11 protein-coding genes are annotated in these 14,518 nt (G+C 61.8%); 4 read left to right on the top strand and 7 right to left on the bottom strand.

The window, feature by feature from the left end; all coding sequences use genetic code 11:
* Positions 1–9 precede the first annotated feature (9 nt).
* The 7 genes from HX790_RS08465 to HX790_RS08435 form a co-directional block, all read right to left on the bottom strand.
* A complete protein-coding gene (locus HX790_RS08465) occupies positions 10–2,718 on the bottom strand; it encodes a nitrate reductase (RefSeq protein WP_176991428.1) in 2,709 nt (902 codons plus the stop codon).
* Entirely contained in the window at positions 2,718–3,035 is a 318-nt protein-coding gene (nirD, locus tag HX790_RS08460) for a nitrite reductase small subunit NirD (protein ID WP_017134764.1), read from the bottom strand. Before nirD ends, HX790_RS08465 begins: the two co-directional genes overlap by 1 nt.
* Positions 3,032–5,485, bottom strand: a complete 2,454-nt coding sequence (gene nirB / locus HX790_RS08455) for a nitrite reductase large subunit NirB (protein WP_017134765.1) — start codon at positions 5,483–5,485, stop codon at positions 3,032–3,034. Before nirB ends, nirD begins: the two co-directional genes overlap by 4 nt.
* Before the next feature lie 232 nt (positions 5,486–5,717).
* Positions 5,718–7,388, bottom strand: coding sequence for a bifunctional protein-serine/threonine kinase/phosphatase (locus HX790_RS08450; RefSeq protein ID WP_176991505.1), 1,671 nt, complete (start codon positions 7,386–7,388; stop codon positions 5,718–5,720).
* Entirely contained in the window at positions 7,388–8,599 is a 1,212-nt protein-coding gene (locus tag HX790_RS08445; protein WP_058422064.1) for a NarK/NasA family nitrate transporter, read from the bottom strand. Before HX790_RS08445 ends, HX790_RS08450 begins: the two co-directional genes overlap by 1 nt.
* Before the next feature lie 183 nt (positions 8,600–8,782).
* Positions 8,783–9,358: an ANTAR domain-containing response regulator gene (locus HX790_RS08440; protein WP_053257467.1), complete on the bottom strand. Its 576-nt coding sequence runs from the start codon at positions 9,356–9,358 to the stop codon at positions 8,783–8,785.
* 13 nt (positions 9,359–9,371) lie between these two features.
* Positions 9,372–10,598 carry a CmpA/NrtA family ABC transporter substrate-binding protein gene (locus tag HX790_RS08435; RefSeq protein WP_099548803.1) on the bottom strand — a complete coding sequence of 409 codons (1,227 nt, stop codon included), beginning with the start codon at positions 10,596–10,598 and terminating at the stop codon, positions 9,372–9,374.
* Between the two features lie 288 nt (positions 10,599–10,886).
* Between HX790_RS08435 and sctC the strand changes: the two genes are divergently transcribed.
* The 4 genes from sctC to HX790_RS08415 all read left to right on the top strand — a co-directional run bounded on the left by sctC (position 10,887) and on the right by HX790_RS08415 (position 14,505).
* On the top strand, positions 10,887–12,344 hold the full coding sequence (gene sctC, locus HX790_RS08430) for a type III secretion system outer membrane ring subunit SctC (protein WP_099548804.1): 1,458 nt from the start codon (positions 10,887–10,889) through the stop codon (positions 12,342–12,344).
* Between the two features lie 206 nt (positions 12,345–12,550).
* A complete protein-coding gene (locus HX790_RS08425; protein WP_017134770.1) occupies positions 12,551–12,952 on the top strand; it encodes a winged helix-turn-helix domain-containing protein in 402 nt (133 codons plus the stop codon).
* Positions 12,945–13,400, top strand: a complete 456-nt coding sequence (locus HX790_RS08420) for a transglycosylase SLT domain-containing protein (RefSeq protein WP_099548806.1) — start codon at positions 12,945–12,947, stop codon at positions 13,398–13,400. Before HX790_RS08425 ends, HX790_RS08420 begins: the two co-directional genes overlap by 8 nt.
* 85 nt (positions 13,401–13,485) lie before the next feature.
* Positions 13,486–14,505: a quinone-dependent dihydroorotate dehydrogenase gene (locus tag HX790_RS08415; protein ID WP_017134772.1), complete on the top strand. Its 1,020-nt coding sequence runs from the start codon at positions 13,486–13,488 to the stop codon at positions 14,503–14,505.
* Positions 14,506–14,518: the final 13 nt, after the last annotated feature.

Genomic DNA, 14,518 nt, shown 5'->3' with positions numbered 1-14,518 from the left:
TTTATCCCCTCACACACTGATTGCGATTGGCAGCGACGTGCTGGCCAAAAGACGTTTGATTTCCGGTACACAAGAGCCGCACTGCGTGCCGCAGCCCAGTTCCTGCTTAAGCCCGGCCAGGTCCAGGCCACGGCCGATACCGGCGCATACCGCGCTTTCACTGACGTTCTTGCAGTTGCACAAAATTTTACTGCTGGCTGCCGCGCCGCCCGGTGGTGCACTGAGTGGCGCCAGCAGCCAGCGCCGTAGTTGATCGTCGGCACGGCCTTCCAGCCACAAACGCTGCAACCAATGCCGTGCCAGGGTTTCGCCGGCCAGGCGCAGCGCGGTGATGCGGCCTTTTTCGATTTTTACCCGCTTGCCAATCGAACGCCGCGGATCGTCATAGGCCATGACCGGGCCGTCATTGAGGCCCAGCAGTTCGTCGATACGGGTTAACAGTTGCAAGTCGGGCGCCTCGGTATGGGCTGCGCGCACCAGAAGAGCCGGCCGTTCACGCCCGGCCAGGCTCAAGCTGACGTAGGCAAAGCCCTCACACAGCGGGCGTAGGGCGTCAAAGTGTTGCTGCACATTTCCTTCGATCAGCGCGAACAGCTGCCACGGCAGTTGCACTGGCTCCAGGCGCACGCCGCTGTGTTTGAGTTCGGGCTGTTTCGACAAGGGGTCGAACGCCGGCTGGGTAAGGGCATTAACACCGCCCTTGAGAAAGCGATCACCCCAATGCATCGGCAGGAATGCCTGGCCCGGGCGCACGCTGTCATCGCTGCTGACGGCGATAATCACGCTGCCACGACGGCTTTTCAGGCTGACCAGATCGCCCTCTTTGAAACGGTGCCGACGCAGCTCATCCGGGTGCAGGCTCAGCAGTGCTTCATTGACGTGCCCGAACAACTGCGCGGCTGTGCCGGTGCGGCTCATGCCGTGCCATTGATCGCGCAGGCGCCCGGTGATCAGGGTCAGTGGGAAGCGCGCGTCACGTTGTTCTTTGGCGGCGCGGTAAGGGTCGGCGATAAAGTGCGCGCGGCCGCTGTCTGTCGGGAACACACCCTCGGTGTACAGGCGCGGCGTGCCCGCTTGTGCGCCCGCGGGAAATGGCCATTGCTGCGGGCCGAGCTGATCGAGCAGAGCATGGCTGATTCCCGACAGGTCAAGGTCGCGGTTACGGGTCAACATCTTGTACTCATCAAAGATCTGCGCCGGTTGCTCGAAGGCGAACAAACTCGGCAACCCCGGACGCAAGCGTCGCTCAAGGCGCTGTGCGAAATCCACGGTAATCGCCCAGTCCGGCCGTGCTTCCCCGGGTGGGTCGATGGCGCGGCGTACGTGGGAAATCCGCCGTTCGGAATTGGTTACCGTGCCTTCTTTCTCGCCCCAACTGGCGGCGGGTAACAGCAGGTCGGCGTAGGCGGCGGTTTCGGTGGTGCGAAAAGCCTCCTGCAACACCACGAACGGGCAGGCCGCTAATGCCGCACGCACGCTGTTCTGGTCCGGCAAGGATTGCGCGGGGTTGGTACAGGCAATCCACACGGCCTTGATCTTGCCGGCCTGGATCTGTTCGAACAGTTCGATAGCCGTCAGCCCGCTAGGCGCCGGCAACGATTCAACGCCCCAATAGGCCGCGACTTCAGCCCTGTGCTCAGGGTTGGCCGCCTCGCGATGCCCCGGCAGCAGGTTCGACAAACTGCCGGTTTCGCGCCCGCCCATGGCATTCGGTTGGCCGGTCAGGGAAAACGGCCCGCAACCCGGCCGACCAATGGTGCCGGTGGCCAGGTGCAGGTTGATCAGCGCACTGTTTTTGGCGCTGCCGGCGGTGGACTGGTTGAGCCCCATGCACCACAGCGAGAGAAAACTGCCGGAGGTGCCGACCCACTCTGCACACACGCGCAACTGCTCGACGCTGATGCCGCACAACTGCGTGACCATCTGCGGCGTGTAGTCATGCACCAGTCGCTTCAACTCGAGCAACCCATCGGTATGCGCCTGGATAAAGTCGCGGTCGATCCAGTCTTCCCACAGCAACAGGTGCAAGATCCCATGGAACAGCGCCACATCGGTGCCCGGCAGGATCGCCAGGTGCAGGTCGGCCAAATCGCAAGTGTCTGTGCGCCGTGGGTCGATCACCAGCACTTTCATCTGCGGGCGCCGCGCCTTGGCTTCCTCAAGACGTCGGAACAATACCGGATGGGCGTAGGCCATGTTGCTGCCGACGATCATCACGCAATCACTTGCCTCCAGGTCTTCATAGCTGCACGGCGGCGCATCGGCGCCCAGGCTGCGCTTGTAGCCGACCACTGCCGAAGACATGCACAGCCGCGAATTGCTATCGATATTGTTGGTGCCCACCAGCGCGCGGGCCAGCTTGTTGAAGCTGTAGTAGTCCTCGGTCAGCAACTGGCCAGAGATGTAAAACGCCACGCTGTCCGGTCCATGTTCGGCAAGGGTGTCGGCGAACACGTTGGCCGCGTGGTCCAGGGCGGTGTCCCAGTCGGTGCGGGCGCGGGACAGGCCTTTGCCCAGGCGCAGTTCCGGGTACAAGGCACGGGCGGTCAGGTCGCCGGTCAGGTGCAGGCTCGAACCCTTGCTGCACAACTTGCCGAAGTTGGCCGGGTGGTTCGGGTCGCCTTGCACACCCAGGATCTGCACGCCGTCATGCTCGATCAGCACGCCGCAACCCACGCCGCAGTAACAGCAGGTGGACGCGGTGGTCTGGCGGTTCATCAACCGGCGTCCCGCAGGGCCAGCATCACCCGGCCGTTTTCTACGCGGGCGGGGTGATGATGGGCGCAGCCGATGTCCGGCGCCTGGGCTTCACCCGACGCCAGGTCGATCTGCCAATTGTGCAGCGGGCAGGCCACGCGCTTGCCGTAGATCAAGCCTTGGGACAGTGGCCCGCCTTTGTGTGGGCAGCGGTCATCAAGAGCGAAAACCTCATCGTCACTGGTACGAAAAATCGCAATATCGCCTTTTGGCCCATTGATGATGCGCGAGCCCAGGGCGTTGATTTCATCGAGGGCGCAGATATCCAGCCAGTTCATGCCGACACCTCCAGCTGTTTGACGGGGATGACCTCGAATTCCTTTTTCAGCAGCGGCTGTTCCAGGCGTTCTTTCCACGGGTCTTGTTCGAATGACAGCGAGAATTGCAGGCGCTCGTTGAGGGCCTGGCGCCGGGCCGGGTCTTCCAGAACGGCTTTCTTGATGTGCTCCATGCCTACCCGTTGCAGGTAATGCACGGTGCGCTCGAGGTAGAAAGCCTCTTCGCGATACAGCTGCAGGAACGCGCCGTTGTATTCACGCACCTCTTCGGCAGTTTTCAGCTTGACGAAAAACTCCGCGACTTCGGTCTTGATCCCGCCGTTGCCGCCGATGTACATCTCCCACCCGGAGTCGACGCCGATAATGCCGACGTCCTTGATGCCCGCTTCCGAGCAATTGCGTGGGCAACCGGACACCGCCAGCTTGACCTTGTGCGGCGACCACATATTGAACAGGTCGTGCTCCAACTCGATACCCAACTGCGTGGAGTTCTGCGTGCCAAAGCGACAGAACTCGCTGCCTACGCAGGTCTTCACGGTGCGGATGGATTTGCCATAGGCGTGGCCGGAGGGCATGTCGAGGTCCTTCCACACACCGGGCAAATCCTGTTTCTTGATGCCCAGCAGGTCGATACGCTGGCCACCGGTGACCTTGACCATTGGCACGTTGTACTTGTCGGCCACATCGGCAATGCGCCGCAACTCCGACGGATTGGTCACGCCGCCCCACATCCGTGGGACTACGGAGTAGGTGCCGTCTTTCTGAATATTGGCGTGGGCGCGTTCGTTGATCAGGCGCGATTGCGGGTCGTCCTTGGCCTCGCCGGGCCAGGTGGAGATCAGGTAATAGTTCAGGGCCGGGCGGCAGGTCGCGCAGCCGTTGGGGGTGCGCCAGTTCAGGTAGCTCATGGTGCCGGCGATGGTCAGCAGGTGCTGGTCGCGGATCGCCTGGCGGATTTGCCCATGGTTGAGGTCGCTGCAGCCGCAGATGGCTTTTTCGCTTTTGGGTTTGACGTCGGCGGCGCCGCCCACGGTGTTGATCAGGATCTGTTCCACCAGCCCGGCGCAGGATCCGCAGGAGCTGGCGGCTTTGGTGTGCTTCTTCACATCGTCAACGCTGAACAACCCGTGTTCCTGAATCGCCTTGACGATGGTGCCTTTGCACACGCCGTTGCAGCCGCAGACTTCAGCGTTGTCTGCCATGCTCATGGCTTTGTCCTGGCCTTGGTGGCCGACATCGCCTAAAGCATTTTCGCCAAACATCAGGTGATCACGAATCTCGCCAATCGCGTGGTTCTCACGGATCTGGCGGAAATACCAACCACCGTCGGCGGTATCGCCGTACAGGCACGCGCCAACCAGGATGTCGTCCTTGATCACCAGCTTCTTGTACACGCCGCCAATCGGGTCGGAGAGGGTGATGGTCTCAGTGCCTTCGCCACCCATGAAATCCCCGGCGGAAAACAGGTCGATACCGGTGACCTTCAGCTTGGTCGAGGTCACCGAGCCTTTGTAAGTGGCAAAGCCCAACTGGGCCAGGTGATTGGCGCAGACCTTGGCCTGTTCGAACAGCGGCGCCACCAGGCCGTAGGCGATCCCACGGTGGCTGGCGCACTCGCCGATGGCATAGATGCGCGGGTCGTAGGTTTGCAGAGTGTCATTGACCAGAATCCCTCGGTTGCAGGGGATGCCGGATTTCTCTGCCAGTTCGGTGTTGGGGCGGATGCCGGCGGCCATCACCACCAAGTCGGCGGGGATGATGTCGCCATTCTTGAACTGCACCGAGCCGACACGACCATTGCCGGCGTCGTGCAGGGCCTGGGTTTGCTCGCACAGGCGAAACACCAGGCCACGGCTTTCCAGTTCGGTTTGCAGCAACTGGCCGCTGGTCTTGTCCAGCTGGCGTTCCAGCAGCCATTCGCCGATGTGCACCACGGTCACGTGCATGCCACGCAACATCAGGCCGTTGGCGGCTTCCAGGCCGAGCAGGCCGCCGCCGATGACCACCGCGTGCTTGTGGGTCCTGGCGGTGTCGATCATGGCCTGGGTGTCGGCGATGTCGCGGTAGCCGATCACACCCTGCAAGGTATTGCCGGGGATTGGCAGGATAAAAGGCGTCGAGCCGGTGGCAATCAACAGACGGTCGTACTCGGCCTCGCTGCCGTCCTCAGCGATGACGATGCGTCTTACGCGGTCGATCTGCACCACTTTGCGGTTGAGCAACAGCTTGATGTGGTTGTCCAGGTACCAGTCGAGGTCGTTGAGCACGATCTCTTCGAAGGTCTGCTCGCCGGCCAGCACCGGTGACAGCAGGATGCGGTTGTAGTTGGTGTGGGGCTCGGCGCCAAACACCGTGATGTCGTACAGGTCGCTGCTCAGCTTGAGCAATTCTTCAAGGGTGCGAACCCCGGCCATGCCGTTGCCGATCATCACCAGTTTGAGTTTCTTCATGTCGTTCTCCGCAATGGCTCGACAAATCGTGCGCAAACAAAAAAAGGCGCCCCCACCAGTTACCTGGCGAGGACACCTTTGTCCGGTCCCGTTCTCTCGGGAAGCTCGACCCTTCGACGTTGAAGGGGCGGCTATATGTGAGTTGTTGATGAAGCTAATGCAGCGGTTGTGCCAAGTCGCCGGACGCCCGTTTTATTGGGATTCCCATCGATATTGCGTGGGAATTCGCCCCCTAGTGGTGCAGCAGCCAGTACAGCAGCACCAGATTGACCAGCAGCGAGACGGTCGCCAGGGTTTGCCAGACCTTGAGCGGCTCGCGCTCCAGCAACGGTTTGGGTCGTACGCTCAATTCACGGCGGTCGGCCTGTTCCAGCACCAGCAACCATTCCTCGGCGGTTTCATAACGTTCTGCGGGCTGTGCGGCCACAGCGCGTTCCAGGCTCAACGGCAACCAGTCCGGTAAATCGGGGCGGTAACGACTGGCGCTGACGGGCTGGGTGAAACGTGGCCGCTGGAAAGCTTCGATTTCACCGTAGGGGTAATGCCCGGTCAGCAGGTAATAGAGCGTGACACCGATACTGTATAAATCCTGTTGCGGCGTAGGACGTTCGCCACTGAAGGCTTCGGGCGCGATAAAACTTGGGGTGCCGGGCAGCAAATGGGCGCGGTCCTCGGAAAGCCCCGGGCAGTAGGCCAGGCCGAAATCCAGCACGCGTAATTCGCCATCATCGCCCAGCAGCAGGTTTTCCGGCTTGATGTCACGGTGCAGGATCTGCCGTCGATGCAGAAGGCCCACTGCCCGCAGCAAACGCTCGGCAATGGACTGCCATTGCGCCAAGGGCAGCGGGCCTCGTTGCTGGAACAGCTGCGCGAGGGTCTGCCCCGAATATTCACGCATCACGTAGTACAAATGCTGACGCCCACTGGCCGCATGCACTTCAGGAAACGCGCGCCCGGCCACTCGTCGCAGAAACCATTCTTCCGACAGCAAGGCTTGGCCGGCGTCGTTGTCATCGTCGCGGTTGAGCGGCAAGGTTTTCAACAGCCAAGCTTGTTGCTGGGCATCGCGCACGCGGTACAGCAATGACTGTCGGCTTTGCGCCAGCAGGCTTTCAACCTGCCAGCCTTCAAAGCGTTGCCCGGCCTTCAGGGGCGGTGGCAGCGGCCATTGCTGCAACTGCACCAGCGCATCGCCCAGGGTCGCGGCGCCTAGCTGGTCGATACGCACCAGCAGCGCGCTGGCATTGTCCTGGCTGGCGGCCAGGTGTGCGGCACTGACGAGCGTGTTCACCGCCACATCGAGATTGGTTTGTTCGCGCAGGATCGCGCTGATGCTGTGGTCGCCCAACGTGGCCCACACGCCATCGCTGAGCAGCAGGAAGCACTCGCCTTCGCGCAGTTCACCGTCGAGAAAGTCCAGCACCAGGTGCTGATCCAGGCCGAGGGCGCGCTTGAGCACATGCTGCATGCCCGGTTGTTCCCACACATGGTCTTGCGTGATGCGCTGCAACTCGCCGTCCAGCCAGCGATACACCCGGCAATCCCCCACATGCGCCAGGGTGAAGCGCTGGCCGCGAAATACCAGGGCGCTGAGGGTGGTCAGCAGCGGCTGGCCACCACCGTTGGCCTGCAACCAGCGGTTCTGTGCCAGTAACAGTCGCTCCAGTGCCTGGGCCACGCCCCAGGTTTGCGGCGTGGCGTAGTAGTCCAGGGCCAGCGCCTGCAAGGTTGAACGGGCGGCCAGGCCACCGTCGGCGCATTGGCTGACGCCATCGGCGATGGCGCACAGGTAACCCTTGCTTGCGGCCAGTTCCGGCATGGGCGTGACCACCCGCAGGGCGTCCTGGTTTTCTGCCCGCGGGCCGATGGCGCTGGCCTGGGCGACGCTCAGTTGCAGGCTCATCAGACGCGTGCGGCGGTCACGGCGGCCGAGCCCCACGTGGTTCTCCAGCGACGCTTGACGCCGTGCAGGCCGAACCAGGCCAACACGCCAAGGCTGGCAAATAACCACAAGGCCAGCTGATAACTGCCGGTGCTCTGTTTGATCGCGCCCATGCCTGCCGCCAGGGCAAAGCCGCCAATGCCGCCCGCCATGCCGATCAGGCCGGTCATCACGCCTATTTCGCGGCGAAAACGCTGGGGCACCAGTTGGAACACCGCGCCATTACCTGCACCGAGGCCGAGCATGGTGCAGACGAAAAGCGCCAGTGCGGCGTAGGAACTTGGCAGGTTGAAACCCACGGCGGCGATGCAAATCGCTGCCACGCCGTACATGCCGAGCAGGGTGCGAATCCCACCGAAGCGGTCGGCCAGCGCGCCGCCCAATGGGCGCATCAAGCTGCCGCCAAACACACAGGCGGCGGTGTAGTAGCCGGCGGTCACCGGGCTCAGGCCGTACTGGTCGTTGAAGTAGCCGGGCAGGGCGCTGGCCAGGCCGATAAAGCCGCCGAACGTCACGCTGTAGAAGAACATGAACCACCAGCTGTCGCGGTCGCCCAGGGCTTTGAAATAGTCGGCCATGGACTTGGCTTTCGGGCGCTCGGGCGCATTACGCGCGAGCCACGCGAACACGATCAGTGTCAGCACCAGCGGGATCAGCGCGAAGCCGAACACATTGCTCCAGCCAAATGCGGCGGCCAGTACCGGCGCCAGCAAGGCGGCAAACACGGTGCCGGAGTTGCCGGCGCCGGCGATACCCATGGCCTTGCCTTGGTGCTCAGCCGGATACCACTGGGAGGCCAAGGGCAGGGCGACTGCAAAGGATGCACCGGCCATGCCCAGGAACACGCCCAGCAACAGCGCTTGCTCGTAGCTATGGATGCCGAGTTTCCAGGCGCCGAACAGGGCGGCGATCACAATCACCTGGCCGATCAGCCCGGCGGTCTTGGGTGACAGCTTGTCGGCCAGCATGCCCATCAAAAAGCGCAGCACCGCGCCTGCCAGGATTGGCGTGGCCACCACCAGGCCGCGTTGCTGGGTGGTCAGGTGCAGGTCGGCGGCAATCTGCACCGCCAGTGGCCCCAGCAGGTACCAGACCATGAAGCTCAGGTCGAAATACAGGAACGCGGCAAACAGGGTCGGGGTGTGCCCGGATTTCCAGAAGCTTGATTTCATCACGCACCTCAACGGTTGGGGGTCTTGTCAGAAGGCCTGTTGGCCCCAATCGCCGGGGCCAAAACGAAAAAAAACGCCGCCATCGAGTTCGCGAGTGCAAACCGGATGGGCGACGTCTTTGTCGTAAAAGGGGCAACCGCCGTTGGCTACCTGTAATAAGTGCTTAGCAAGAGCTGCGCCAGTTCAGCCGAGCAGCTCACTCATGGCGATGATCTGCTCGGCCACCTGGATCAATTTCTGCTGGCGGCTCATGGCCTGGCGGCGCATCAGGGTGTAGGCCTCTTCCTCATTGCAGTGCTTCATTTTCATCAGCATGCCCTTGGCCAACTCGATGCGCTTGCGCTCGGCCAACTGTTGGTCACGGGCCTGGAGCTGGGCGCGCAAGGCCTGGTCGCTTTCAAAGCGGGCCATGGCCACGTCGAGAATCGGCTGCAGGCGCTGGGCCTGAATGCCTTCGACGATGTAGGCGCTGACCCCTGACTTGATCGCCTGGCGCATCACATTGGGGTCGTGCTCATCGGTGAACATCACGATGGGTCGCGGCTGGTCGCGGCTGACCAGCACCACTTGCTCCATCACATCGCGACCGGGTGACTCGGTATCGATCAGGATCACGTCCGGGCGCACCGTTTCGACGCGCGCCGGCAAGTCGATGGTCAAGCCGGACTCATCGATCACCTCGAAACCGGCCTCGGTCAAAGCGGCTTTGAGGCGCCCGACCTTGCGCGGGGTGTCGTTGATCAACAGGATTCGTAACATAGTCGTGGTCCTGTCAGCGCAGTGCCTGGCGGCTGGTAAGGTCCGCCAGGGCATGCAGGCGGAAGCTGCGGGCGTAGGCGGCGGGGTCGGAGCCGTCCCAGATCTTGCCGTCGATCAACAGGCTGCTGCGCATGTCTTGGGCGTTGGCCGGGACGCCAACGGCAGTCGCGGCCTGGCGATACAGGTCCAGTTGCTGCACCTGGCGAGCCACGCCCAGGTAGTCCGGGTCTTCGCGCAGCAGGCCCCAACGTCGAAACTGGGTCATGAACCACATGCCATCGCAGAGGTACGGCAGGTTCACCTCGCCATCAGCAAAAAAGCGCAGGGCGTGCGGGTCTTGCCACTGGTTGCCGAGGCCGTCGTCATAAGCCCCCAGCAAGCGGGGTTCGATGCAGTCGAGCGGGGCATCGAGGTACTCGCGAGCGCTGAGCAGTTGTGCGGTGGAGCGGCGGTTTTCCTGGCTTTGTTCGATAAAACGGCTGGCCTCGAGGATCGCCATAACCAGTACGCGGGCGGTGTTTGGGTAGTGATCGACGAACGCCTGGGTGCAGCCGAGCACTTTTTCTGGGTGGTTTGGCCAGATCGACTGGGTAGTGGCCAGGGTGAACCCCTGGTTTTGCTTGACCGCGCTGGCGCACCAAGGCTCACCGACACAAAAACCGTCGATGCGCCCGGCTTGCAGGTGCGCGATCATCTGCGGTGGCGGCACCACCACACTGTCTACATCTTGCAACGGGTGAATGCCTTGGCTCGCCAGCCAGTAATACAGCCACATGGCGTGGGTGCCTGTGGGAAATGTCTGGGCGAACGTCAGCTTTGTTCGGCTTTGGTGCACGTGGCGGTCGAGTGCCTCAGGAGTGGTCACGCCCTGCTGTTGCAGGCCGTGGGACAGGTTGATGCTCTGGCCGTTCTGGTTGAGCCCCATCAGTACCGCCATGTCGGTGGGCGCCACGCCGCCAATGCCCAGGTGTACGGCATAGATCAACCCGTACAGGCTGTGGGCGGCGTCCAGTTCACCGCTGACCAGTTTGTCGCGCAGGCTGGCCCAGGAGGATTGGCGCTTGAGGTTCAGCGTCAGGCCGTAGGGTTGGGCAAATCCCTGGGTGGCGGCGACCACCAATGAAGCGCAGTCGGTGAGTGCCATGAAACCCAGGTCCAGGCTGCTCTTTTCCGGGGCGTCACTGCCGTTGACCCACGCCAGTGGGGTGTTCACCGGGCTGTTGCCGACCGAGTCGTTCATCAACACCTACCTTTTCTGTCAAAAAAAAAGCATCGCTCCTTCGCATGGCAGTACAAGCCATTGCCGGGTAACGACGCCTTTGTCTGTAAGCCTGCTCCGACGTTGGCGCGAGCTTTGATGCAGAGTCCGTAGCAAGGCACATGCCACGGGGAGGCGGACGGAACCTGCCGTCACCTTTCCATCAAGATTGAAACTCGAGTGCCTTTCAGTATGGCCGCTTCTTTGCGCCCGACTGCCAGGAACACCCAAGTTGCCTATCGATTCACCGACCCTGATGAGCTACCACCGATGAGCTCTCCCTGGCTATGCCGCTGGCTGCTGTGCGGTGCATTGCTGTGGGCCAATGCCTGCGCCTGGGGCGCAAGCTACGAAGCCCGGGATGAAAGCCTGCATACCTTTTTCAGTGCGTTGTCGCATTCTTTGGGGGTGCCGGTCGTTGTCAGCCGCGAAGCGGCGCGTAAACGCATTTGCGGCACCTTCGATCTGGAGGCTGCGCAGCAGACCCTTGCGACCGTCGCCGAGCAGCAGGGCCTGATCTGGTACAGCGACGGGCAGGTGCTTTACCTGTATGACGCCAGCGAAGCAAAAAGCTCGGCGGTTGCGCTGCGGCACATTCCGGTCGACAGGTTGCGCGGGTTCATGCGCCGTTCGGGGCTTGATGAATCACGTTATCCGCTCAGAGAGAGCGGCGCGCGCACGTTCTATGTGTCCGGGCCACCTAATTATGTGAACCAGGTGTTGCACCTGGCCCAACTGATGGACAGGCCGCGCACCGAAGTGCGTGTCGGTAAACAGGCCTTCGGTGTGGTGCAGGTGTTCAACACCCATGTGGCAGACCGTCAGTACGTCATGGGTGACGACAAGGTCAATGTACCGGGCATGGCCACGATGATCGAGAACCTGCTGGCTATCGAGCAGAAGGATGCCAGGCAGCGCCCTCCGGGTTTGCTGGCTGACAAGAGCCTGTTGGTGATGGCCTACCCGGACTCCAACAGCTTGCTGATCAAGGGCAAGCCTGATCAGGTCAAGGTGATAGAGGAACTGGTGGCGGAGTTGGACAAGCCCAAGCGACCAATCGAAGTGTCGCTGTGGCAGATCGATGTAGACCGTAGAGAACTCGACAAGATGGGCGTGGCCTGGGCTCAGGAAACCGGCACCGGAGCCTCCGTGACGCGGGTGCTGGAGCCCTTGGATGACAGCCGTTTGATGGCACAGCTCGGTGTTCTTGAGCGGCGACGCAAAGCCAGGATCACCGCGTTCCCCGTGCTGCTTACCCAAGAGAATGTTCCAGCGGTTTTCCAGGACAAGCATACTTTTTACCTGCCCAAGCCTGGTGCTGACAGCGGCAAGTGGGAGCCCGTTGGGTATGGCACCGAAGCCAGCGTGCTACCACGCTTTGCGGCAGCGAATCAGATTGAAATGCAGCTGACCCTTGAGGATGGCCGTCAACTGGACAGCAAACTCGAGCCAGGCTCGGTCGGGGCAGTAGGGCGGGTGGGAATCAACACGGTGGTGCGCGTGCCTCAGGGCAAGCGACTGTGGCTGGGCGCGTTTGAACGTGAGGGCGGCGTGGGTTCCGGTCGGCGCGCCGAGGTACGGCTGTTTGTGATCCAGGCCCGGGCGGTTGGTGCAGAGCCGCGGATGCTGGCGGGTGCTATCGGGCCGCCGCCGCTGACGCAAAGTCAATATGAGCGTGTGCAACGCGCATTTGTGCGCGAAAACCGCGAAACCTCTGACATCCAATAACTTTCTGAACGCCTATCAACGCTTTCCTGAGTGTTCGTTGCCGGTAATGGCGAAAAGTCCTACGCGATACGCACACAAAGCCTCGATTACATGGGCTTTTCCCTAGCGTTGTTCAGGGGCCGACTTTCTATAGTCGCGGGGTTGGCGTATCGACCGTTTCTGGAAACAAGGTAATCAATGTCAGTAGATCAGGTACAGAGGTGAATATGACCCTCGCGAATGAAGAACTGGCAGCCTCGTGGTTTTTTGCCGGATGGACCTTGCATGTTGATGGCCGGTTAACGGGTGAGGGTGTGGATATTCAGCTGCCACCCAAGGAGTGGCAGGTGCTGCGGTTGCTGTTGGCATCCGGTGGTGTGCTGATGACCAAGGACCGTTTACTCGAGCAGGCCTGGTCCCGTGGCGAGGTTGCGGAAGAGTCGCTCACCCGTTGTATCTATGAATTGCGCAAGCACTTGAGAGAAGACAAAGGCTTTATCAAGACGATCTATGGCAGGGGGTATCGCTTTACCTGTGCTGTCACCGTTCGGCAACACACCCAACGGCTGCCCGGGCAGGCGTGTGTGCCTCGCATCTGTTCGGCCTGTGGCCAGGTGAACCATGATTAAGCGTTTGCGCAAAGGCTTGCTGCTGTGCCTGCTGATGGGCAGCTACCCGGCCTGGGCCAGTTGTTGGGAGGAAGTCGCCGGCCGGTATGACATTGAGCCGGAGCTGTTGAAAGCCATTGCTGTGGTGGAGTCGGGCGCACGCGCGGGCGCGATGAACCCGGGTAATAGCGATGGTTCGCGAGACATTGGCCTGATGCAGATCAACAGCATGCACTTGCCTCGTCTGGCCAAGCAGGGGATTACCGAGGAAAGGTTGCTGACTGAGCCGTGTTTATCGATCGAGGTGGGGGCTTCGATCCTGGCCGACTTCATCCAGCGCTTCGGTTACAACTGGACAGCCGTGGGGTCCTATAATGCCGGGCCGGCACCCGAGCGTGAGGCATTGCGCCTGCGTTATGCAGAAAAAATCTGGGCGCAGTATGAAGCGTTGGTTGCACATCGCCAGTGACGAATGGACGGCACGCCTCGCACCCGGCGTGCCACCCCGGCTATAATCGCGCCACCTTTCGCCGCCATCCGAGTCTAGCCCGCCCATGTATACCCTGGCCCGCCAGCTGTTGTTCAAACTCTCCCCGGAAACCTCCCACGATCTGTCCCTGGACTTGATCGGTGCCGGTGGCCGCCTGGGGCTCAATGGTCTGGTATGCAAGGCACCGGCAAAAATGCCGGTTTCGGTGATGGGGCTCGATTTTCCCAACCCGGTCGGGCTGGCTGCGGGTCTGGACAAGAACGGCGCGGCCATCGACGGTTTTGCGCAACTGGGTTTCGGCTTTGTCGAGATCGGCACCGTGACGCCACGGCCACAACCGGGTAACCCGAAGCCGCGTATCTTCCGTTTGCCCGAAGCCGAGGCAATCATCAATCGCATGGGCTTCAACAACCTGGGCGTTGATAACTTGCTGTCGCGGGTTCAAGCCGCGAAGTACAAAGGCATTCTCGGCATCAATATCGGCAAGAACTTCGACACGCCGGTCGAGCGCGCCGTGGATGATTACCTGACCTGCCTGGACAAGGTCTACGCCCACGCCAGCTACGTCACGGTCAACGTCAGTTCGCCCAACACGCCAGGCCTGCGCAGCCTGCAGTTTGGTGATTCCCTCAAGCAATTGCTCGAAGCCTTGCGCCAGCGCCAGGAAGACCTGGCCGTGCGCCATGGCAAGCGCGTGCCGTTGGCCATCAAGATTGCCCCGGACATGAGCGATGAAGAAACCGTGCTGGTCGCCCAGGCCCTGGTGGATTCGGGCATGGATGCGGTGATCGCTACCAACACCACCTTAAGCCGCGTCGGCGTTGAAGGGCTGGCGCATGGTGACGAAGCGGGCGGCCTGTCGGGCGCGCCGGTGCGGGACCAGAGCACCCATATCGTCAAGGTACTGGCCGCTGAACTGGCGGGGCGCTTGCCGATCATCGCCGTGGGCGGCATCACCGAAGGCAAGCACGCAGCCGAGAAGATCGCTGCCGGCGCCAGCCTGGTGCAACTCTATTCCGGCTTTATCTACAAAGGCCCGGCGTTGATTCGCGAGTCGGTGGATGCCATCGCGGCTTTGCGCTGATAGATCAGCCAAT

The sequence above is a fragment of the Pseudomonas sp. IPO3747 genome, assembly GCF_013385245.1.
In the GTDB taxonomy this organism is placed as follows: Bacteria; Pseudomonadota; Gammaproteobacteria; order Pseudomonadales; family Pseudomonadaceae; genus Aquipseudomonas; species Aquipseudomonas edaphica.
Note: the sequence above shows the minus strand (reverse complement) of the source record. Positions and strands in the feature narration are given on the sequence as shown.